Raw genomic sequence first — 21614 nt, 5'->3', positions numbered from 1 at the left:
CCCCTTGTCCCGCCAAACGCTCACTGCGCCGCCTGCAGGCTCCACTCGGCGAGCTTCTGCTGCTTGTAGCTGAGCGCCGCTGCCGGCACCGGCGTGACCTTGCCGGTCTCCATCCAGCGCTTGAGGCGGTTGGCGTCGGCCATGTGGGTGTACTTGCCGAACGCGCCGAGCACGACGAACGCCACCGAACGATTGGCCATGGTGGTGGCCATCACCAGGCACCGACCGGCGGCATTGGTGAAGCCGGTCTTGCTCAGGTTGATGTTCCAGTCGGCCTTGCGCACCAGGGCATTGGTGTTGCGAAAGCCCAGGGTGTAGTTGGGCTTGCGAAAGGCCACGGTGGCTTCCGAGTCCGTGGTGAACTGGTGGATCAGCGGATACTGGGCTGCGGCCTTGACCATCAATGCCAGGTCGCGGGCGGTGGACACGTTCTCCTCGGAGAGGCCGGTGGGCTCGACGAAGTGGCTGCGGTTCATGCCCAGGGCCTTCGCCTTGGCGTTCATCGCCCTGATGAAGGCGACCTGGCCACCCGGATAGTGATGGGCGAGGCTGGCCGCCGCGCGATTCTCCGAGGACATCAGCGCCAGGTGCAGCATGTCGCGACGGCTGAGCTCGCTGCCCACGCGCACGCGCGAGAACACGCCCTGCATTTCCTTGGTGTCGCGGATGTTGACCGGCAGCACCTCGTCCAGCGGCAGCTTGGCGTCGAGGGTGACCATGGCGGTCATCAGCTTGGTCACCGAAGCGATCGGCAGACGCAGGTCGGGGTTGCTGGAATAGAGTTCCTTTCCGGTCTTCAGATCCACTAACAGCGCGCTACCGGCAGCCAGCTCCTGCTGGGGCTGAACAGGCGCAGCCTGAAGGTTCGAAACTGCAAGGCTGCCGCACAGCAGCAAGCCTAAAATCGAATGACGGAATTTCACGGTTCACTTCACCGGTTGTATGAGGAGGCCGACGAGATGGCGGCAACAACCAGTATAGGGATTGTGCCCGCGCTCTTGCAGTATGGCCCGATCAAACACTTGCGCCTGGCGCATCCAGCTCGGCCTGCAACCAGTCGACGAAGCGCGCGGTGAGGCGCTGGCGCCGCTTGCGCTCGGGCAATACCAGGTAATAACCGAACGCCGACTGCGCTTCGGCATCACCCAGACGACAGAGTAGGCCCTGGGCCAGCAGTTCGTCGACCAGGTGGCGCCAGCCGATGGCCACCCCCTGGCCGGCAATGGCCGCCTGGATCAGCAGGGTGTAGTTGTCGAAGCGCAGCGCGCCGGGCGTGGGCAGGCTGCTGATGCCCAGTGCGCGGAACAGCCCGTCCCAGTCGAACCAGCGCGAGCGGTGCTCGGGGCGCAGGTGCAGCAGGGGCAGCTCGGCCAGCGCCGCAACCGGTAACGGCGGCTGGCGCTCGCCCAGCAGGCGCGGGCTGCACACCGGAAACACCTCCTCGCGAAACAGCAGGTGCGCCTCGCCGTGCTTGAAGCGGCCATCGCCAAAGCGGATCGCCACATCGATGTCGCTGGGTACCGTGGCCGGATCGCGCTCGCTGGTGATCAGGCTGACGTCCACCTCCGGGTACAGGCGGTTGAAACGCTGCAGGCGTGGCATCAGCCAATAGGCGGCGAAGGCGAAGTCGGTGGCCACCTGCAGCACCTCGTGCTGCTGCCGTGCGGTGACCGCCGCCAGTCCGGCGTCGAGACTGGCCAGGCCCTCCTGCACGTGAGCCAGCAGCAGCTCGCCCGCCTCGGTCAGCACGATGCCGCGGTAGACACGGTCGAACAGGCGCGTGGCCAGTTGCTGCTCCAGGCGCTTGATCTGCTGGCTGATGGCCGGCTGGCTGCTGCCCAGTTCGTTCGCGGCCGCCGTGAAGCTCAGCTGGCGCGCGGCCGACTCGAACACCCGCAAGGCGTCGAGGGACAGGCCATCGATGGCTTTAAACATAAGTTCTGCTTATCCGAGGCATGTTTCTCAGCCGGGTTTACCCTGTCGGGGTTCTACCGGAATCATGGCCCCAGCACTGTCGCATAAACCAACAGTATGGAATACCCGCCGCCATGAAACGCCCGAACATCCTCTTCATCATGGCCGACCAGATGGCCGCGCCGATCCTGCCCCTGCACGATGCCGCCTCGCCGGTGCAGATGCCCAACCTGATGAAGCTGGCCGAGCAGGCCGTGGTGTTCGACTCGGCCTACTGCAACAGCCCGCTCTGCGCGCCCTCGCGCTTCACCCTGGTCAGCGGCCGCCTGCCGTCGAAGATCGGCGCCTACGACAACGCCGCCGACCTGCCCGCCGACGTGCCGACCTACGCCCATTACCTGCGTCGCCTCGGCTACCGCACGGCGCTGTCGGGCAAGATGCACTTCTGCGGCCCGGACCAGCTGCACGGCTACGAGGAGCGCCTGACCAGCGACATCTACCCGGCGGACTACGGCTGGGCGGTGAACTGGGACGAGCCGGACACGCGTGCCACCTGGTACCACAACATGTCGTCGGTGCTGCAGGCCGGCCCCTGCGTGCGCAGCAACCAGCTCGACTTCGACGAGGAAGTGGTGTTCAAGGCGCGCCAGTACCTCTACGACCACGTGCGCCTGACACCCGAGCAGCCGTTCTGCCTGACCGTGTCGATGACCCACCCGCACGACCCCTACACCATCCCGCGCGAGTACTGGGATCGCTACGAGGGCGTGGACATCCCCATGCCGCGCCAGCACATCGTGCAGAGCGAGCAGGACCCGCACTCGCAGCGCCTGCTGAAGGTCATCGACCTGTGGGACAAGCCGTTGCCCGAGGACAAGATCCGCGATGCGCGGCGCGCCTACTTCGGCTCCTGCAGCTATATCGACGACAACATCGGCAAGCTGCTGAAGACCCTGGAAGAGTGTGGCCTGGCCGAGGACACCCTGATCGTCTTCTCCGGCGACCATGGCGACATGCTTGGCGAGCGCGGCCTCTGGTACAAGATGCACTGGTTCGAGATGTCCGCCCGCGTGCCACTGCTGGTGCACGCGCCGCAGCGCTTCGCCGCGCAGCGGGTCAGCCAGTCGGTGTCGACCCTCGACCTGCTGCCGACCCTGGTGGAACTCGCCGGCGGCCAGCTCGATGCCGACCTGGAACTGGAGGGGCGCTCGCTACTGCCGCACCTCAAGGGCGAGGGCGGGCATGACGAGGTGCTCGGCGAATACATGGCCGAGGGCACCGACAGCCCGCTGATGATGATCCGCCGAGGGCCGTGGAAATTCGTCTACTCCGAGCGCGACCCGCTGCTGCTGTTCGACCTGCATGCGGATCCGCAGGAGCAGCACAACCTCGCCGAGAGCAGCGCGCATCGCAGCACCGTCGCCGGCTTTCTCGCCGAAGCCCGTGAGCGCTGGGACCTGGCGGCGATCCATGCCGCCACCCTGGCCAGCCAGCGCCGCCGGCGCCTGGTCGCCGCCGCCCTGAGCCAGGGCCGGCTGACCAGCTGGGACCACCAGCCCTGGGTCGACGCCAGCCAGCAGTACATGCGCAACCACATCGACCTCGACGACCTGGAACGCCGCGCGCGCTTCCCTCAGGTATGAACCTTTACCGACTGCCGCCCCCCAAAACAGAAGAAAAAAGGAGAGACGCCATGAACCGATTCAGCGTGCTGTTACTCGCCACCGCGCTCTGCAGCGCCGGCAATGTCTGGGCCGAGGACGCAGCCTGCTCCACGGTCAAGCTGGGTGATCCGGGCTGGAGCGACATCGCCGTGACCAACGGCATCGCCAGCTTCCTGCTCGAAGGCCTGGGCTACACGGCAAAAAGCCAGACCCTGGCCGTGCCGATCATCTTCGCCGGGCTGCAGAAGGGCCAGGTCGACGTGTTCCTCGGCAACTGGATGCCGGCGCAGCAGAGCAACTACGACAAGTTCGTCGCCAGCGGCGAGGTGGACAAGCTGGCGCAGAACCTCGAGGGCACCGAGTACACCCTGGCGGTTCCGAGCTATGCCTATGAGGCGGGAGTGAAGACCTTCGCCGACCTCGACAAGCACGCCGACCAGTTCGGCAGGAAGCTCTACGGCATCGCCTCCGGCTCCCCCGCCAACGAGTCGATCAAGCAGATGATCGCCACTGACGAGTTCGGCCTGGGCGACTGGAAGCTGGTGGAGTCCAGCGAGCAGGCGATGCTGGTGCAGGTCGGCCGCGCGGTGAAGCGCGAGCAGTTCGTGGTGTTCCTCGGCTGGACCCCGCACCCGATGAACGTGCAGTACGACATGCAGTACCTGCGCGGCGGCGAGAAGTACTTCGGTGACAGCGGCCAGGTCAACACCCTGGCGCGCAAGGGCTATGCCGCGCAGTGCCCCAATGTCGGCAAGCTGATGAGCAACCTCGCCTTCACCCAGGACATGGAGAACAGCATCATGGACCAGGTGCTGAGCAAGGAGGCCAGCAACGATGCCGCGATCAAGGCCTGGCTCAAGGCCAACCCGCAGGTGCTCGACGGCTGGCTGCAGGGCGTGACCACCCGTGACGGTGGCGACGGCCTGGCAGCGGTGAAAGCCCGGCTTTGAATTAGCCGACACAAGTGAGTAGGGTGGAGTCGCCTGCGGCCCACCCTCGACCCTGACCATGCGCCTACCCGATCGACAGACCCTGTTGCCGTTTCTGCTCTGGCTGCCTGGCACCAGCCGCAAGACCCTGGGCAACGACCTGCTGGTGGGCCTGACCGGCGCCATCCTGGCCCTGCCGCAATCGCTGGCCTATGCCCTGATCGCCGGGCTGCCGGCCGAATACGGCCTGTACGCCGCCATCGTGCCGGTGATCATCGCCTGCCTGTGGGGCTCGTCCTGGCACCTGATCTGCGGGCCGACGGCGGCCATCTCCATCGTGCTGTTCACCAGCGTCAGCCCCATGGCGCGCATGGGCAGCGAAGAATTCATCGCCCTGGTGTTGCTGCTGACCTTTCTCGCCGGCCTGTTCCAGTGGCTGCTCGGCCTGCTGCGCTTCGGCGCGCTGGTCAACTTCGTCTCGCAATCGGTGGTGCTCGGCTTCACCCTCGGCGCGGCGCTGGTCATCGCCCTCGGCCAGGTCCCCAACCTGCTGGGCGTGGAAATGCCCAGCCAGGCCACCGCGCTGAGCAGCCTGCTGCAGATCGGCCAGCACCTGCCCGAGACACACTGGCCCAGCCTGGCGCTGGCCGCCTTCACCCTGCTGCTGAGCGTCGCCATCCGGCATTTCTGGCCCAAGGCACCGGCACTGCTGATCGGCCTGGTCGGCGGCAGCCTGGTGGCCTGGCTGCTACCGACGCACCTGGCCGGGGAGATCGCCCTGGTCGCCCCCTTCGCCGGCAGCCTGCCGCCACTGACGATACTCAGCTTCGACCTCGACGACGTCCTGCGCCTGCTGCCTGCTGCGGTGGCCTGCGGCATGCTCGGGCTGGTCACCAGCCTGTCCATCGCCCGCGCCCTGGCGGTGAAATCGCATCAGTTCCTCGACGCCAACCAGGAAGTGCGCGCCCAGGGTCTGTCGAACATCGTCGGCCCGTGGTTCTCCGGCTCGCTGTCGGCCGGCTCCTTCACCCGCTCGGCGCTGAACCTGCAGGCGGGTGCGCGCACCCCCCTGGCGGGGATCTTCTCGGCCTTGCTGGTGGCCCTGTTCGCCGTGTTCGGTGCGGCGCTGCTGACCCACATCCCGCTGCCGGTGATGGCCGCAGGCATCCTGCTGATCTGCTGGGGGCTGGTGGACCTGCCGGCGATTCGGGCACTGCGCCGGGTCAGCCGCTCCGAGTTCGCGGTGATGCTGCTGACCTTCGCCGCCACCCTGGTGCTGGAACTGCAGACAGCGATCTACGCCGGCGTGCTGGCATCGCTGTTCTTCTACCTCAAGCGCACCTCGCAGCCGCGCGTACGCCTGTGGCATGACGGCGACGACGAGGTGCTGCGCATCGATGGCTCGATCTTCTTCGGCGCCTGCCAGTACATCCAGCAGTTGCTGCAGCGCAGCCGTGGCCAGCGCCTGGTGATCGACGCGCGGCACATCAACTTCATCGACTACGCCGGGGTGGAGATGCTGCATCAGGAAGCGCGCCGCCTGCAGGCCCTGCAGCGCAGCCTGGTGCTGCGTCAGGCGCGGCCCCAGGTGATCGAGGAGATTCTCAAGCTGGAAGGCGCGGAGCACTGCCCGGTGCAGTTCGAAGACTGAGTGAGCGGCGTCGAACCCTGCGCGGCTGACCCTCAGTCCTCGGCGTCATCGAGCACGCTCAGATCCAGCACGTGCGAACGCCCGATCCACATCGCGCAGTCACGATGGTCGCGCAGTTCGTTGCCGGTGATCGGGTGCAGCAGGACGTCCAGGCCGCCACGGTTGAGCATCAGCCAGGGCACCAGGTCGGCGAACAGGTCGGCGCGGAAGGCCAGCTGGCAACTCCAGCACGGATGCGGCCCGACCAGACGTTCGTGCACCCGCCCCATCTTCACTGGAAAGCGCTTCGCCGCGTCCTCGCAGAGGGCGCGCGCCTGCTCCAGCGTGCCGGCATCGAAATAGACGTGGGCATGGTAACCACTGATACGCACCATTTCGTCCATCTGCCGCTCCTCAGGCCATCAGTTGACGACGCAGCTCGGCCAGCACCGGCGCCGTGTCGGGGCGCACGCCGCGCCACAGCGCGAAGGCCTCGGCAGCCTGCTCGACCAGCATGCCGAGGCCGTCCAGGCACTGCGCCGCACCTTGCTCGGCGGCCCAGCGGTTGAAGGCGGTCGGCTCGCGGCCGTACATCATGTCGTAGCACACCGTGTGGCCGGGCTGGATCAGGCTCGGTGCAATCGGCGGCAACTCGCCGCCGAGGCTGGCCGAGGTGCCGTTGACGATCAGGTCGACCGGCGCGTCGATCCAGTCGAAGCCGACGGCCTTCAGCGGACCCAGCTCGGTGAACTCCAGCACCAGTTTCTCCGCCTTGCACAGCGTGCGGTTGGCCACCACCAGGCTCTCCGGGCGCTGCGCCAGGAAGGGCTCGAGCACGCCGCGCACGGCGCCACCGGCACCCAGCACGAGGATGCGCTTGCCGGCCAGGCTGAAACCGGCGTTGTCCTGCAGGTCGCGGGTCAGCCCGGCGCCGTCGGTGTTGTCGCCGAGCAGGCGACCGTCCTCCAGCTTCTTCAGGGTATTCACCGCGCCGGCCCGGCGGGCGCGCTCGGTCAGCTCGTCGGCAAGGCGAAAGGCCTCTTCCTTGAAGGGCACGGTAACGTTGCCGCCAAGGCCTTCCGCGAAGAAGGCACGGGCATCGCCGACGAAGTCATCGAGGGGCGCCAGGCGCGCCTCGTAGGTCAGCGCCTGCCCGGTCTGTTCGGCGAACAGACGATGGATCAGCGGCGACTTGCTATGGCCGATGGGGTTGCCGAAGACGCAGTAGCGGTCCATGGAAAATCCTATCTGTGTAGGAGCCAGCTTGCTGGCGATTCGCTCTGCAGCCAGATCGCCCGCAAGCGGGCTCCTACGGGTGCGGGGATGACTCGTAGCCCGGATGCAATCCGGGAGCGCTCATGGAATGGCCCCGGACTACATCCGGGCTACATCATGGATTGGTCGACAACCAATCGCGGTCGGTGAGGAAGTACTCGGTCAGGCGTGCTTCTTCACTGCCCGGCTCCGGCTTCCAGTCGTAACCCCAGCGCACGTGCGGCGGCAGCGACATGAGGATCGACTCGGTACGCCCGCCGGACTGCAGGCCGAACAGGGTGCCACGGTCGAACACCAGGTTGAACTCGACGTAGCGGCCACGACGGAACGCCTGGAACTCGCGCTCGCGCTCACCGAAGGGGGTCAGTTTGCGGCGCTGCACGATGGGCAGGTAAGCCTCGATGTAGGCATCGCCGATGGCGCGGATGAAGGCGAAGCAGGTGTCGAAATCCCACTCGTTGAGGTCATCGAAGAACAGCCCGCCGATACCGCGCGGCTCGCCACGGTGCTTGAGGTGGAAGTAGCGGTCGCACCAGGCCTTGTACTTCGCGTACACCTCGGCACCGAACGGCGCACAGGCGTCATGCGCGACCTGGTGCCAGAACACGCAGTCTTCCTCGTTGGCGTAGTAGGGCGTCAGGTCGAAGCCGCCACCGAACCACCACACCGGTTCCTCGCCTTCCCTCTCGGCGCTGAAGAAGCGCACGTTGGCGTGCGAGGTGGGCACATGAGGGTTTTCCGGGTGGATCACCAGCGACACGCCGAGAGCCTGGAAACCACGTCCGGCCAGTTCCGGACGGTGGGCGCTGGCCGAGGGCGGCAGGCTGTCGCCGAACACGTGGGAGAAGTTGACCCCGCCTTTCTCGATCAGCGCGCCGTTCTCGATCACCCGCGTGCGGCCACCGCCGCCGGCCGGACGCTGCCAGGCATCCTCGATGAACACGGCCTGGCCGTCTTCGGTTTGCAGGGCGGAGCAGATACGGTCTTGCAGGTCGAGCAGATAGGCCTTAACGGCCTCGGTACGGTCAGTCACGGCGGCACCTTGAACAGGGAGCAGGTCGAAATCGGAGGGCAGCATAGCACTCGACAACCCCGCTCCGCAGTTGACGTCAGTCAATCGGGAGGATTGGATAGGTCCTTTCGCCGCCAGCTGGCGGCTCATGACAGACAAGGAATCGGAGATGGCCAAGCGCATTCAGTTCAGCCAGCACGGCGGCAGCGACGTGCTCGAGTACCGTGACTACCAGCCGGCCGCCCCGGGCCCGCGCGAAGTGCGAGTGGCCAACCAGGCCATCGGCCTGAACTTCATCGACACCTATTTCCGCAGCGGCCTGTACCAGCCACCGACCCTGCCTTCGAGCCTGGGTACCGAGGGTGCCGGCGTGGTCGAGGCGGTGGGCAGCGAGGTCAGCGGCTTCGCCGTGGGCGACCGCGTCGCCTACGCCACTGGCCCGCTCGGCGCCTACAGCGAGCTGCACGTGCTGCCCGCCGAGAAGCTGGTGAAGCTGCCGGACGGCATCAGCTTCGAGCAGGCCGCCGCAGTGATGCTCAAGGGCCTGACCGTGCAGTACCTGCTGCGCCAGACCTGCGAATTGAAGAGCGGCGAGACCATCCTCTTCCATGCCGCCGCCGGTGGTGTCGGTTCCTTCGCCTGCCAGTGGGCGAGGGCGCTGGGCGTCAGGCTGATCGGCACCGTCAGCTCGGCGCAGAAGGCCGCACGCGCCAGGGAGCAGGGCGCCTGGGCGACCATCGACTACAGCCATGAGAACGTGGCGCAGCGCGTGCTGGAGCTGACCGACGGGGCCAAGTGCCCGGTGGTCTATGACGGCGTCGGCAAGGACACCTGGGAAACCTCGCTGGACTGCGTGGCGCCGCGCGGCCTGCTGGTCAGCTTCGGCAACGCCTCGGGTGCGGTCACCGGGGTCAACCTGGGGATCCTGGCGCAGAAGGGCTCGCTGTTCGTCACCCGCCCGACCCTGGCCGGCTATGCCACCAGCGCCGAGCGCCTGCAGGCCATGGCCGACGAGCTGTTCGGCATGATCGCCAGCGGCCAGCTGCAGGTGGAGATCAGCAGCCGCTACGCACTGAAGGACGCCGCCGCCGCGCAGGACGCACTGAGCTCGCGGCAGACCACCGGCTCGACCATCCTGCTGCCCTGAGCCAGTGACCCGGATGCACTCCGGGCCACGTGTGGGAGCGGCTTTAGCCGCGAGCTTTCAGCGCTTCAGGACGGGCGGATCACATCGCCCGTGCGCAGGTCACGGATCAGGCTGGGGTTGCGTCGACCACCCAATGCGCCACCCAGCACCTTGTCCAGCTCACCGGGGAAATACTGCTCGACGCGCAGGCGCGAACGCGCCGACGGGCGGCCAGCCGGATTGGCCGACGTGGAGATCAGCGGCCCGGTGTAACGGCATAGCGCGCGCACCAGCGGGTGATCGGTGACGCGCAGGGCGACGGTGTCATGCATGCCGGTGACCCATTCGGGCAGACGGTTCTGATGCGGCACCAGCCAGGTGTTCGGTCCCGGCCAGCTGCCGGCCAGGCGCTCCTGCCAGACGTCGGGCAGGTCCCCGAGCAGGAAGTCGAACTGTTCGATGGCATCGGCCACCAGAATCAGCCCCTTGTGCATCGGGCGCTCCTTGAGCGCCAGCAGTCGGTCCACCGCCTCTTCGTTCCACGGGTCGCAGCCCAACCCCCAGACCGCCTCGGTCGGATAGGCGATGACGCCACCCTCACGCACCACACGCGCCGTTTGCTGTATCTGCCAGTTGCTGGCCATCGACTGTCTCCCGCTGAACGAATGGCCGGCAGTCTATCCAAGACGGGGCGGCGACTGTAGCCCGGCGACCATGCGGGGATCACATCGGCGCCTGCGCCACGATAAAGCGGGCCGCCGGCGCCTTCTGCAAGCGCCGTGGCGACTGCCCCTGATGTGGCCTGGTGGATGGATGAAGCGCCATCCACCCTACGGACAGCCGGGTAGAAGGGGATGCGCGGATCGCACGGCGGCGAACAGCAGACGTCGCTCACGCCCGGCGCGCCAACCAGCGCCCGGCCTCGCTGCACACCCGACCCTCGAGCTCCAGCTCGGTCAGGGCGGCGAGAACCTCTGCCAGCGGCAAGCCACTGGCCTGGACCAGCGCCTCGGTGCTGTGCGGCGCGGCATGCAGCAGGGCCAGCAACGGATGCTCGACGCGGGCCGGCGGCGCCGGCGGGGCTGCGATGGGTGACGCGTGCCAGCCCCGCAAGGCCTCCAGAACATGCTCGGTGCTCTCCACCAGCGTGGCGCCGTCGCGAATCAGCTGGTGGCAGCCACGCGCGCCCGGATGATGAATCGAACCGGGGATGGCGTAGACCTCGCGCCCCTGCTCGGCCGCCAGCCGGGCGGTGATCAGCGAACCGCTCGACGGACTGGCCTCGACCACCAGCACCCCGAGCGACAGGCCACTGATGATGCGGTTGCGCCGCGGGAAGTTGCTCGCCTGGGGCGGGCAATCCAGCGGCAACTCGGAAACCAGCGCACCGCCCTGTTCGGCGATCTGCCTCGCCAGGCGTTCATGGCGACGCGGATAGAGGCGCTGCAGGCCGGTGCCGAGCACCGCGACGGTCCGGCCACCCGCGTCCAGCGCGCCCTGATGGGCCGCCCCGTCGATCCCCAGGGCCAGGCCGCTGGTTATCACGAAACCGCCCGCCGCCAGGCTGCGGGCGAAGGCACGGGCGTTGTCCAGCCCCGGCGCCGATGCGCGGCGGCTGCCGACCATCGCCAGTTGCGGCGCCTCCAGCACCAGAGGGTCACCCGCCACGAACAGCAGCGGCGGTGCATCCGCCAGCTCCGCCAACAGCGCCGGATAGCGTGGATCGTCCCACATCAGCAGGTGCTGGCCTGGCTCATCCAGCCAGCGCAGCGCCTCCGTGGCCCGCTGACGGATCTCGGCGCTGCGCCGCGGCTCGGCACAGGCGGCCGGCAAGCCCAGCGAACGCCAGGCACTGGCCGGCGCACTGAGCGCGGCCGAGGCACTCGCGAAGGCACTGAGCAATTTGCGAAAGCGACGGGGCCCCAGCTCCGGCAACAGATGCAGGCGCAGGCGCGCTTCGAGCTCGGCAGGAGAAATGCTGGGGGACAGCGAGGGGGACGCAGACATGGCGATTCTTCCCTGAGCGGTGCAGTCGCCATCCTGGCGACACCGGTAGAAAGCACGAGCCCCGCATCAGCGGGGCTCGTCGGGTGTTACGGGTTGCGAACCTTGTCCATCACCGCCAGTTGGCGGCTCGCCTGCAGGATCAGGCCATAACTGAGCTTGTCGTAGGTGCGGAACACCATCAGCAGGCCGGAGCGCTCGTCCGGGACCTTGACGTTCTCGCCGGTCACGCGATCGCGCACGGTCTCGCCGGTCTTGTACACTGCCAGCACGTTGCCGATCTCCAGGCCGTCACGGGTACCCTTGTTCAGGGTGACCACGTCGAACTGGCCGATCTGGCTGACACCACGCGGCACGTCGAGAATCACACCCTTGATCTCGCTGGTCGGCTCGCTGGGCATGAAGGAGGAGTTGATCGCCCGCTCCTCGGTGGGGAACAGACGGTCGCCCAGGCGCACTTCCTCGGTCGAACGGCTCAGCACGAAGGTGCCGATATCGCCTTCCTCGGCGACGATCTCACCGGTGCCGATATCGTCGGCGTTGATACCGAGGAATTCCTTGGTATCCGGATCGGTGTAGGTCTTGCCCTGGCGGAACACACCGTAGATCGGGTTCTGCTCGTCGAACTGGCCACGGGCATAGACACGGTCACCGGCGCCGCTGACCACGCGCTCGGCGTTGCCGGCGACGATGTAGGGCTTGCCGTTGAACTCTTCGGGCGTATCGACGATGCGGTTGCTCAGCAGGAAGCTGTTGATCGCCTCCAGCGGAATGGTCGGGATCGCCTGGGCCATCGGCGTGCTGCGCACCTGCGGCGACAGCTTGATGGTGCCACGCGACTCGCCGCGATTGAGCATCAGGCGCGGCTGGCCATCCACGTAGACGAGATTCAGGGTGTCGCCGGGGTAGATCAGGTGCGGGTTGGCCACCTGCGGGTTGGCGTGCCAGATCTCCGGCCATTTCCACGGCTGACTGAGGAACTTGCCGGAAATGTCCCAGAGGGTATCGCCCTTGACGACGGTGTAACGGTCCGGATGACCGTCCTTGAGTTGCACTGCGGCCTGAGCCATGCAGGTCAGGGCCATTCCGCCAGCTGCCAGGAGCAAGGCGAGTAGTGATTTCCTCATACGGTGAATCCCTTTATTATGTGTCTTCACGTGAAGCGCCCTAGCGCCGCGTGCCAAACCCGCTGAATACGCGGCGTGAAGCCGTTTTTCAATGCTGTTCATCATCTTAGCAGCGGATTTTGACTTTATTCCACAAGTGCATCACAAACGCATATGGCGATCCTGAATATCCTCGAATTTCCTGATCCACGCCTGCGTACCATCGCTAAACCGGTGGACGTCGTGGACGACTCCATCCGTCAGCTGGTCGATGACATGTTCGAGACCATGTATGACGCTCCGGGTATCGGCCTGGCCGCAACCCAGGTCAACGTGCATAAGCGCGTAGTGGTCATGGACCTGTCCGAGGACAAGTCCGAGCCGCGGGTGTTCATCAACCCCGAGTTCGAATCGCTGACCGACGAGATGGACCAGTACCAGGAAGGCTGCCTGTCGGTGCCCGGCTTCTATGAGAACGTCGATCGCCCGCAGAAGGTCAAGATCAAGGCGCTGGACCGCGATGGCCAGCCTTACGAGCTGATCGCCGAAGGCCTGCTCGCGGTGTGCATCCAGCATGAGTGCGATCACCTCAATGGCAAGCTGTTCGTCGATTACCTGTCCAACCTCAAGCGCGACCGGATCAAGAAGAAGCTGGAAAAACAGCATCGCCAGCGTGCCTGACCCCCGTTTACCCGAAAGGCTTGCCACGGCAAGCCTTTTTCTTTGGTGACTGCCCCATGCGTATCGTCTTTGCCGGCACCCCGGAATTCGCCGCCGAGCACCTCAAGGCCCTACTGGCCAGCCAGCACGACATCGTCGCCGTCTACACCCAGCCGGATCGCCCGGCCGGGCGTGGCCAGAAACTGATGCCCAGCCCGGTCAAGCAGCTGGCCCTGGAGCACGGCATCGCCGTCTACCAGCCGGCCAGCCTGCGCAATGCGGAGGCTCAGGCCGAACTGGCGGCGCTGCAACCCGACCTGATGGTGGTGGTGGCCTACGGCCTGATCCTGCCGCAGGTGGTGCTCGACACCCCGCGCCTGGGCTGCATCAACAGTCACGCATCCTTGCTGCCGCGCTGGCGCGGCGCCGCGCCGATCCAGCGTGCGGTGCAGGCCGGCGATGCCGAGAGCGGCGTTACCGTGATGCAGATGGAGGCCGGCCTGGATACCGGGCCGATGCTGCTCAAGGTGACGACACCGATCTCTGCCGAGGACACCGGCGGCAGCCTGCATGATCGCCTGGCCCGGCTCGGCCCGCAGGCGGTCCTGCAGGCCGTCGACGGCCTGGCGGCTGGCACCCTCGCGGGCGAGGTGCAGGACGATGCCCTGGCCAACTATGCGCACAAGCTGAACAAGGACGAGGCACGCCTCGATTTCAGCCGGCCTGCCGTGGAGCTGGAGCGCCTGGTGCGCGCCTTCCACCCCTGGCCGATCTGCCACAGCACGCTGAACGGTGAGGCGCTGAAGGTGCATGCCGCCAAGCTGGCGGAAGGCACTGGCGTCCCCGGCAGCATTCTCGCCGCGGACAAGAGCGGCCTGACCGTGGCCTGCGGCGAGGGCGCGCTGCGCCTGACCCGTCTGCAGCTGCCCGGCGGCAAGCCGCTGGCCTTCAGCGACCTGTACAACAGCCGTCGCGAACAGTTCGCCCCCGGCCTGGTACTCGGTCAATGAACCCACGTCTGGCTGCCGCCCGCGCCTTGACCGCCGTACTGTCCGGCAAGGCCTCGCTGGGCAGCAGCCTGCCGCCGCAGCTGGACAAGGTCGAACACCACGACCGCGCCCTGGCGCAGGACCTGGCGTTCGGCGCCGCCCGCTGGCAACCGCGCCTGCAACTGCTCGCCGAGAAGCTGCTGGAAAAGCCCTTCAAGGCCGCCGACAAGGACGTCGAAGCCTTGCTGCTGGTCGGCCTCTACCAGTTGCTGCACAGCCGTATCCCGGAACACGCCGCCATCAGCGAAACGGTCGGCTGCGCCGGCGCGCTGAAGAAGCCCTGGGCCAAGGGCCTGCTCAACGCCGTGCTGCGTCGTGCGCAGCGCGAGCACGAGGCGCTGCTCGCCGAGCTGGATCGCGACCCGGTGCTGCACACCGCTCATCCGCGCTGGCTGCAGAAATCGCTCAAGGCGCACTGGCCCGAGCACTGGCAGGCCATCTGCGCCGCCAACAACGCCCATCCGCCGCTGATTCTGCGGGTCAACCGCCGCCATGGCAGCCGTGACGACTACCTCGTCGAACTGCGCGCCGCCGGCATCGAGGCCGCGCCCTGCGACTTCAGCCGCGATGGCGTGCGCCTGCTGCAGCCCTGCGACGTGACCAGCCTGCCCGGCTTCAGCGAAGGCCGCGTCAGCGTGCAGGACGAGGCCGCGCAGCTGGCTGCCGAGCTGCTCGAGCTGGCACCCGGTCAGCGCGTGCTCGATGCCTGCGCCGCACCGGGCGGCAAGACCTGTCACCTGCTCGAGGTCGAGCCGCGACTGGCCGAAGTGGTCGCCGTCGACCTGGAAGCCAAGCGCCTGGCCCGCGTGCGGGAAAACCTCGAACGCCTGCAGCTCGAGGCCACGCTGATCGCCGCCGATGGCCGCGATACCGGCGCCTGGTGGGATGGCCAGGCGTTCCAGCGCATCCTGCTCGACGCGCCCTGCTCGGCCACCGGGGTGATCCGCCGTCACCCGGACATCAAGCTGACCCGCAAGGCCGAAGACATTCCCGCCCTGGCCACGCTGCAGGGCGAGTTGCTCGATGCCCTGTGGCCAACGCTGGCCCCGGGCGGCATCCTGCTCTACGCCACCTGTTCGGTGCTGCCGACGGAGAACAGCGACACCATCGCCGCCTTCCTCGCCCGCACGGCCGATGCGCAGGAGCTCGCCATCGCTGGTGAATTCGGTCTGCAGCCAGAACACGGCCGCCAGTTGTTGCCGCAGTTGGACGGCCATGACGGCTTCTACTATGCCAAGCTGATAAAGACTGCCGTGGCGAACCACGGCTAACGGAGCGATCAGTGAAAATCATCATTCTCGGCGCAGGTCAGGTCGGTGGCACCCTGGCCGAGCACCTCGCCAGCGAAGCCAACGACATCACCGTGGTGGACACCGACGGCGACCGCCTGCGCGACCTCGGCGACCGCCTGGACATCCGCACCGTGCAGGGCAAGGGCTCGTTCCCCACCGTGCTGCGCCAGGCCGGCGCCGATGACGCCGACATGCTGGTGGCGGTGACCAACAGCGACGAAGTCAACATGATCGCCTGCCAGGTCGCCTACACCCTGTTCCACACGCCGACCAAGATCGCCCGCGTGCGCGAGGCGGCGTACCTGACCCGCGAAGCGCTGTTCGACAACGAGGCGATCCCGGTCGACGTGCTGATCAGCCCCGAGCAGGTGGTGACCAACTACATCAAGCGCCTGATCGAATACCCCGGCGCCCTGCAGGTCATCGACTTCGCCGAGGGCAAGGCCCAGCTGGTGGCGGTCAAGGCCTACTACGGCGGGCCGCTGGTGGGCCAGCAGCTGCGCCAGTTGCGCCAGCACATGCCCACGGTGGATACCCGCGTGGCCGCCATCTTCCGGCGCAACCGGCCGATCATGCCCAAGGGCGACACCGTCATCGAGGCCGATGACGAGGTGTTCTTCATCGCCGCCAAGGCCCACATCCGCGCGGTGATGAGCGAGATGCGTCGCCTCGAGGACAGCTACAAGCGCGTGGTCATCGCCGGCGGCGGCAACATCGGCGAGCGCCTGGCCGAGGCCATCGAGAGCCGCTACCAGGTGAAGATCATCGAGATGAGCCCGGCACGCTGCCGCTACCTCTCGGAGAACCTCGACAGCACCATCGTGCTGCAGGGCAGTGCTTCGGACCGCGACCTGCTGGTGGAAGAGAACATCAACGACGCCGACATCTTCCTCGCCCTGACCAACGACGACGAGGCCAACATCATGTCGTCGCTGCTGGCCAAGCGCCTCGGCGCGCGCAAGGTGATGACCATCATCAACAACCCGGCCTACGTCGACCTGGTGCAGGGCGGCGAGATCGACATCGCCATCAGCCCGCAGCTGGCCACCATCGGCACCCTGCTGACCCACGTGCGCCGTGGCGACATCGAGAGCGTGCACAGCCTGCGCCGGGGCGCGGCGGAAGCGCTGGAAGTGATCGCCCATGGCGATGCCAAGTCGAGCAAGGTCATCGGCCGTGCCATCGAGGACATCGCCCTGCCACCGAGCACCACCATCGGCGCCATCATCCGCGACGAGGAAGTGCTGATCGCCCACGACAACACGGTGATCGAGTCCGGCGACCACGTGATCCTGTTCCTGGTCGACAAGAAGTACATCCGCGACGTCGAGCGCCTGTTCCAGGCCGGTCTGACGTTCTTCTGAGCAGCAAGCCGCAAGCTTCAAGCGGCAAGTAAAGCGCTTGTGGCTTGTGGCTGGCCAACGAAGGAGGCCCGAATGAGTACCGAGGCACTGGAAAAGATGCTGGCCAAGGGCATGGACAACGCCCTGCTGCGCTTCGGTCTGGGCAAGGCCCACCTGGACGGCGGTGACGCCGCACAGGGCGCCGAACACCTGCAACGCTGCGTCGAGTTCGACCCGGGCTATTCGGCGGCGTGGAAGCTGCTGGGCAAGGCGCTGCTGGCCCAGGGCGAGCACGACGCCGCGCGCCAGGCCTGGCAGCAGGGCATCGCCGCCGCCCAGGCCAAGGGCGACAAGCAGGCCGAGAAGGAAATGAGCGTGTTCCTGCGCAAGCTGGACAAGCCGCGCTGATCGACACGCCGCCGCGAGCTATCGACGCGCACCGACGTAGCCCGGATGCAATCCGGGGACAGGCTCCAGGCGCTCGCGACTGAAGCCCCTCCCACGCGTGCCGTAGCGCGCTCTGCGCCAGGCACTTCGGCGACGCGCTCTTGACGTCGCCAACGGCCCGGGCGCAGGGAGCTTGCGGCTGAAGCGCACGCTCCGGCGCACTGCAGCGGCTCAGAGCACCTCGCTGGCCACCGCGTCCACCGCCGCCTTGGCGATACCCACCACCTGATCCGCCTCGGCCTTGTTCAGCACCAGCGGCGGGGCGAAGCCGAGGATGTCGCCGTGCGGCATGGCGCGGGCGATCATGCCGCGCTCCAGGCACGCTGCGGAGACACGCGGGCCGACCTTGAGCGCGGCATCGAAGGGCGTACGCGCCTCGCGGTCGGCCATGAATTCCAGCGCGGCGAGCATGCCGACCCCACGGACTTCGCCCACCAGCGGGTGGCCTTCGAAGGTCTGGCGCAGCTGCTGGTTGAGGTAGGCACCGACATCGGCGGCGTTGGCGGCGATGTTTTCCTTCTCCAGGATATCCAGGTTGGCCAGCGCGGCGGCGGCGCAGATCGGGTGGCCGGAGTAGGTCCAGCCATGGCCCATGGCACCGTCGCGGCTGGAGGCCTCGTCGATCACGTTCCACACTTTCTCGCCGACGATCACCGCCGACAGCGGGGCATAGGCGCTGGTCAGGCCCTTGGCGGTGGTGATCAGGTCCGGCTGCATGCCGAACATCTGGCTGCCCATCGGCGTGCCCAGGCGGCCGAAGGCGCAGACCACTTCGTCGGCGATCAGCAGGATGTCGTACTTCGCCAGCACGGCCTGGATCGCCTGCCAGTAGCCCTTGGGCGGCACGATGATGCCGCCGGTGCCCATCACCGGCTCACCGATGAAGGCCGCCACGGTCTCCGGGCCCTCGGCCAGGATCAGGCGCTCCAGGTCCTCGGCGCAGTGCTGCACGAAGGCGGCTTCGTCCATGCCGGCCGGCGCCTTGTAGAAGTGCGGGCAGGCGGCGTGCTTGATATCGGCATGCGGCAGGTCGAAATGCTGGTGGAAGCTGGCCAGGCCGGTGAGGCTGCCGGTCATGATGCCCGAGCCGTGATAGCCGCGCTGGCGCGAGATGATCTTCTTCTTCGCCGGGCGCCCGAGCACGTTGTTGTAGTAACGCACCAGCTTGATCTGGGTCTCGTTGGCGTCCGAGCCGGACATGCCGTAGTAGACCTTCTTCATGCCCTGCGGCGCCCAGTCGATGATGCGCGCCGAGAGCTCGATGATGGCCTCGGTCGAGTGGCCGACGTAGGTGTGGTAGTAGGCCAGCTCCTTGGCCTGCTTGTAGATGGCCTCGGCCACCTCGGTGCGGCCATAGCCGATGTTCACGCAGTACAGGCCGGCGAAGGCGTCGATCAGCTCGCGGCCCTCGTGATCCTGGATGCGGATGCCCGAAGCGCCCTTGATGATGCGGCCCTTGAGCGCGCCGCTGGCATGGTCATGGGCGTGAGTGGACGGGTGCATGAAGTGGGCACGGTCCTGCTCGAACAGCTTCTGGTAGTCGGTCATGGCGGTCTCCATCTGATTCGCTGGGGTGGCGATAAAGGTCATTCACAGGTTTGTGGGAGGGGCTTGCAGCGCCTGCAAGGTCAGGCGCGGCTGAAGTCCCTCCCAGCGGCTCTCCGGGGGCATCAGGGGTAACGCTGGCCCTGGTGATGAATGCAGAAGTACTTGGTTTCGACGAAGGGCTCGAAGCCTTCCGTAGCGCCTTCGCGGCCGAGGCCGGAGGCTTTCATGCCACCGAAGGGGATCGGATGGCCGGTGAACTTGCTGCCGTTGACCGCGACCATGGCATGCTCGAGGCGGCGAATCAGCGGATGGACGACGTCCACCCGGTTGGAACAAATGTAGGCGGCCAGGCCGTACTCGGTGTCGTTGGCCATGGCCACGGCGTCGTCCAGGCTGTCGAAGGCGCGCACGCCGGCGATGGGCGCGAAGTTCTCCTCGCGGTAGATGCGCATGTCGCCTGTGACGTCGGCCAGCAGCGTCGGCTGCCAGAACCAGCCGCCCAGCGCATGGGGCTCACCACCGACCAGCAGCCGCGCACCCTGCTCGATGGCATCGGCCACCCGTGCAGCCGTGCCGTCCAGCGCCGCCTGGTGCATCAGCGGACCGATCTGATTGCGTTCGTCATGCCCCGGCCCCACGCGAAGGTCGCGCACGGCCCTGGCGAAGCGTTGCAGGAATTCCTCGTAGACCGGGCGCTGCACCAGGATGCGGTTGGCCGCGCAGCAGTCCTGCCCGGAGGTCTGGAACTTGGCGTCCAGCGCCACCTGCACGGCGTGATCGAGGTCGGCATCGGCGCAGATGATCAGCGGCGCGTTGCCGCCCAGCTCCAGGGCCACCTTCTTCACATCATCGGCGGCAGCCTGCAGCACCAGCTTGCCGACGCGGGTCGAGCCGGTGAAGCTCACCGAACGCACCCGCGCATCCTTGACCAGGGTCTCCATGGCCATCTGCGGCTCACCCAGCACCACGTTGAACACACCGGCGGGGAAGCCCGCTTCCTCGGCCAACTGAGCCAGGGCGAAGGCGGAGTAGGGCGTCTCGTGCGCCGGTTTGACCACCACGCTGCAGCCGGCGGCCAGGGCGGCGGCGGCCTTGCGGGTGATCATCGCGCTGGGGAAGTTCCAGGGCGTGAGCAGGGCGCAGACGCCCACCGGCTCCTTGAGCGTACCCAGCTGGGCACCGGGGATATGACTGGGGATGGTCTGGCCGTAGAGCCGGCGCGCCTCCTCGGCGAACCAGGGGATGAAACTGGCGGCGTAGCGGATCTCGCCACGCGCCTCGGCTAGCGGCTTGCCCTGCTCCAGGCTGAGGATGCGCGCCAGGTCTTCCTGATGCTGCAGGATCAGCTCGGCCCAGCGCCGCAGCAATGCCGCGCGGGCGTCCAGGCTCTGCTCGCGCCAGGCGATGAAGGCACGCTGGGAGGCATCCACGGCGCTGCCGATCTGCTGCGCGCTGAGCATCGGCACATGGCCGATCAGGCTCTGGTCGGCCGGGTTCTGCACCGCGACGCTGGCGCCGTCGTCACTGTGTACCCAGTGACCGTCGACATAGCAGAGCGACTTGAACAGCAGGGGGTGGTCGAGGGGCATGGCGATGTCTCCGGGCCGATGGGCATGGGAGACATGCTAGGGAAGGGTGGCTTGGTGTTTTTTCCAAGCCGGCCAGGCGCTACCGCAGTTTTTTCTGAAGGAGCGCGGCGAACAGACGATTTCTGAGGCCCCGTCGCGCCTCGGCAGCGGCACTCAGACAATCGCGGCTAAAGTCCCTCACACACACTCGCCACCGGCCACCGTGGGAGGCGCTTTAGCCGCGAGCGTGCTTCACGCCGTGGCAGTACGTTGCGGCAGGGCACGCACGATGGCGCTGAGCAGCATGCCGTACAGCGGCACGAACAGCATCAGGCTGATGGCCAGCTTGATCACGTAGTCCACCGTGGCGATTTCCACCCAGTTGGCCGCCATGAACGGATCGTCGCTGTGCCAGAAGGCCACCGAGAAGAACAGGAAGGTGTCCAGCAGGTTGCCGAAGATGGTCGAGGCAGTGGGCGCCACCCACCACTGGCGCATCCTGCGCAGGCGGTCGAACACCTGAATGTCCAGCAACTGGCCGAAGGCATAGGCGAGGAAGCTGGCCACGGCGATGCGGAAGACAAACAGGTTGAACTCGCCCAGCGTTGCCAGGCCGCCGAAGGCCCCCTCGTGGAACAGCACCGAGACCACATAGGAAGCGAGCAGCGCCGGCAGCATCACGCGGGCGATGACCACGCGCGCGGCATGCTTGCCGATCAGGCGCACGGTGAGGTCGGTGGCGAGGAAGATGAACGGGAAGCTGAACGCACCCCAGGTGGTATGCCAGCCGAACAGGGTGATCGGCAGCTGCACCAGGTAGTTGCTGGCGATGATGATGAGGATGTGGAAGGCGATCAGGCCGGCCAGCACGGGCCGACTGACCGACGCGGGAATCAGGGTCATGTCGATGTCCTTTTTCGTGAAGTGGGGTGAGGGAACCCACTGCCGCAGCCGACATGGCCACGAGCGGCGCGCATTCTAGCGCGTTGTTGACTCGCGGGATAGGTTTTGCCCGAGCGGTCCCGCGCCGTTGGTCCGCTCGATTGT

The 21614-nt window shown here is 67.0% G+C and carries 20 protein-coding genes; 9 read left to right on the top strand and 11 right to left on the bottom strand.

All coding sequences use genetic code 11. The features are described from left to right. Positions 1–20: 20 nt before the first annotated feature. A complete protein-coding gene (gene pbpG, locus EWH21_RS01325; RefSeq protein ID WP_047585263.1) occupies positions 21–923 on the bottom strand; it encodes a D-alanyl-D-alanine endopeptidase in 903 nt (300 codons plus the stop codon). Between the two features lie 91 nt (positions 924–1014). Continuing rightward, complete coding sequence (locus tag EWH21_RS01320) at positions 1015–1935, bottom strand: LysR family transcriptional regulator (protein ID WP_037052233.1); 921 nt, start codon at positions 1933–1935, stop codon at positions 1015–1017. Positions 1936–2048: 113 nt separating this feature from the next. On the opposite strand from EWH21_RS01320, the gene betC reads away from it, so the two are divergent. Genes betC through EWH21_RS01305 form a run of 3 tightly spaced genes read left to right on the top strand, consistent with a single transcriptional unit; the run spans position 2049 to position 6158 of the window. Next, entirely contained in the window at positions 2049–3557 is a 1509-nt protein-coding gene (gene betC / locus EWH21_RS01315; RefSeq protein ID WP_277699620.1) for a choline-sulfatase, read from the top strand. A gap of 50 nt (positions 3558–3607) precedes the next feature. Next, the gene (gene choX / locus EWH21_RS01310; protein WP_150607375.1) at positions 3608–4528 is read left to right on the top strand and encodes a choline ABC transporter substrate-binding protein; all 921 of its coding nucleotides are present in this window, start codon (positions 3608–3610) and stop codon (positions 4526–4528) included. A gap of 58 nt (positions 4529–4586) precedes the next feature. Continuing rightward, a complete protein-coding gene (locus EWH21_RS01305) occupies positions 4587–6158 on the top strand; it encodes a SulP family inorganic anion transporter (RefSeq protein WP_277699619.1) in 1572 nt (523 codons plus the stop codon). Positions 6159–6190: 32 nt separating this feature from the next. On the opposite strand, the gene EWH21_RS01300 is transcribed toward EWH21_RS01305, so the two are convergent. From EWH21_RS01300 to hemF, 3 genes are all read right to left on the bottom strand, one after another. Then, positions 6191–6541: a DOPA 4,5-dioxygenase family protein gene (locus EWH21_RS01300; protein ID WP_277699618.1), complete on the bottom strand. Its 351-nt coding sequence runs from the start codon at positions 6539–6541 to the stop codon at positions 6191–6193. 10 nt (positions 6542–6551) lie between these two features. Next, positions 6552–7373: a shikimate dehydrogenase gene (gene aroE / locus EWH21_RS01295; protein ID WP_277699617.1), complete on the bottom strand. Its 822-nt coding sequence runs from the start codon at positions 7371–7373 to the stop codon at positions 6552–6554. Between the two features lie 154 nt (positions 7374–7527). Next, complete coding sequence (gene hemF / locus EWH21_RS01290) at positions 7528–8445, bottom strand: oxygen-dependent coproporphyrinogen oxidase (protein WP_277699616.1); 918 nt, start codon at positions 8443–8445, stop codon at positions 7528–7530. Positions 8446–8593: 148 nt separating this feature from the next. Here hemF and EWH21_RS01285 point away from each other — a divergent pair, with 148 nt between their 5' ends. Further along, positions 8594–9571 carry an NADPH:quinone reductase gene (locus tag EWH21_RS01285; protein WP_277699615.1) on the top strand — a complete coding sequence of 326 codons (978 nt, stop codon included), beginning with the start codon at positions 8594–8596 and terminating at the stop codon, positions 9569–9571. A gap of 65 nt (positions 9572–9636) precedes the next feature. On the opposite strand, the gene EWH21_RS01280 is transcribed toward EWH21_RS01285, so the two are convergent. The 3 genes from EWH21_RS01280 to EWH21_RS01270 form a co-directional block, all read right to left on the bottom strand. Further along, on the bottom strand, positions 9637–10194 hold the full coding sequence (locus EWH21_RS01280; RefSeq protein WP_037052251.1) for an L-threonylcarbamoyladenylate synthase: 558 nt from the start codon (positions 10192–10194) through the stop codon (positions 9637–9639). A gap of 247 nt (positions 10195–10441) precedes the next feature. Beyond that, entirely contained in the window at positions 10442–11557 is a 1116-nt protein-coding gene (gene dprA, locus EWH21_RS01275) for a DNA-processing protein DprA (RefSeq protein ID WP_277699614.1), read from the bottom strand. 86 nt (positions 11558–11643) lie between these two features. Then, on the bottom strand, positions 11644–12681 hold the full coding sequence (locus EWH21_RS01270) for a LysM peptidoglycan-binding domain-containing protein (RefSeq protein WP_037052257.1): 1038 nt from the start codon (positions 12679–12681) through the stop codon (positions 11644–11646). Between the two features lie 153 nt (positions 12682–12834). Between EWH21_RS01270 and def the strand changes: the two genes are divergently transcribed. The 5 genes from def to EWH21_RS01245 all read left to right on the top strand — a co-directional run bounded on the left by def (position 12835) and on the right by EWH21_RS01245 (position 17412). Next, positions 12835–13341, top strand: coding sequence for a peptide deformylase (gene def, locus EWH21_RS01265; RefSeq protein WP_013713230.1), 507 nt, complete (start codon positions 12835–12837; stop codon positions 13339–13341). A gap of 56 nt (positions 13342–13397) precedes the next feature. Next, positions 13398–14330 carry a methionyl-tRNA formyltransferase gene (gene fmt, locus EWH21_RS01260; protein ID WP_277699613.1) on the top strand — a complete coding sequence of 311 codons (933 nt, stop codon included), beginning with the start codon at positions 13398–13400 and terminating at the stop codon, positions 14328–14330. After that, the gene (gene rsmB, locus EWH21_RS01255; RefSeq protein ID WP_277699612.1) at positions 14327–15640 is read left to right on the top strand and encodes a 16S rRNA (cytosine(967)-C(5))-methyltransferase RsmB; all 1314 of its coding nucleotides are present in this window, start codon (positions 14327–14329) and stop codon (positions 15638–15640) included. Before fmt ends, rsmB begins: the two co-directional genes overlap by 4 nt. Positions 15641–15651: 11 nt before the next feature. Beyond that, complete coding sequence (trkA, locus tag EWH21_RS01250; protein ID WP_037052265.1) at positions 15652–17025, top strand: Trk system potassium transporter TrkA; 1374 nt, start codon at positions 15652–15654, stop codon at positions 17023–17025. A gap of 72 nt (positions 17026–17097) precedes the next feature. Beyond that, positions 17098–17412, top strand: a complete 315-nt coding sequence (locus EWH21_RS01245; RefSeq protein WP_037052268.1) for a tetratricopeptide repeat protein — start codon at positions 17098–17100, stop codon at positions 17410–17412. A gap of 210 nt (positions 17413–17622) precedes the next feature. Here the strand turns inward: EWH21_RS01245 and EWH21_RS01240 are convergent, their stop codons facing one another. The 3 genes from EWH21_RS01240 to EWH21_RS01230 all read right to left on the bottom strand — a co-directional run bounded on the left by EWH21_RS01240 (position 17623) and on the right by EWH21_RS01230 (position 21470). After that, positions 17623–18999, bottom strand: coding sequence for an aspartate aminotransferase family protein (locus tag EWH21_RS01240; RefSeq protein ID WP_277699611.1), 1377 nt, complete (start codon positions 18997–18999; stop codon positions 17623–17625). A 122-nt stretch (positions 19000–19121) separates the two neighbouring features. Beyond that, a complete protein-coding gene (locus EWH21_RS01235) occupies positions 19122–20588 on the bottom strand; it encodes an NAD-dependent succinate-semialdehyde dehydrogenase (protein ID WP_277699610.1) in 1467 nt (488 codons plus the stop codon). A 231-nt stretch (positions 20589–20819) separates the two neighbouring features. After that, entirely contained in the window at positions 20820–21470 is a 651-nt protein-coding gene (locus tag EWH21_RS01230; protein WP_037052277.1) for a 7-cyano-7-deazaguanine/7-aminomethyl-7-deazaguanine transporter, read from the bottom strand. Between the last annotated feature and the right edge of the window lie 144 nt (positions 21471–21614).

This window comes from Pseudomonas sp. REST10, assembly GCF_029542605.1.
GTDB classification, from domain to species: domain Bacteria; phylum Pseudomonadota; class Gammaproteobacteria; order Pseudomonadales; family Pseudomonadaceae; genus Aquipseudomonas; species Aquipseudomonas khazarica.
Note: the sequence above shows the minus strand (reverse complement) of the source record. Positions and strands in the feature narration are given on the sequence as shown.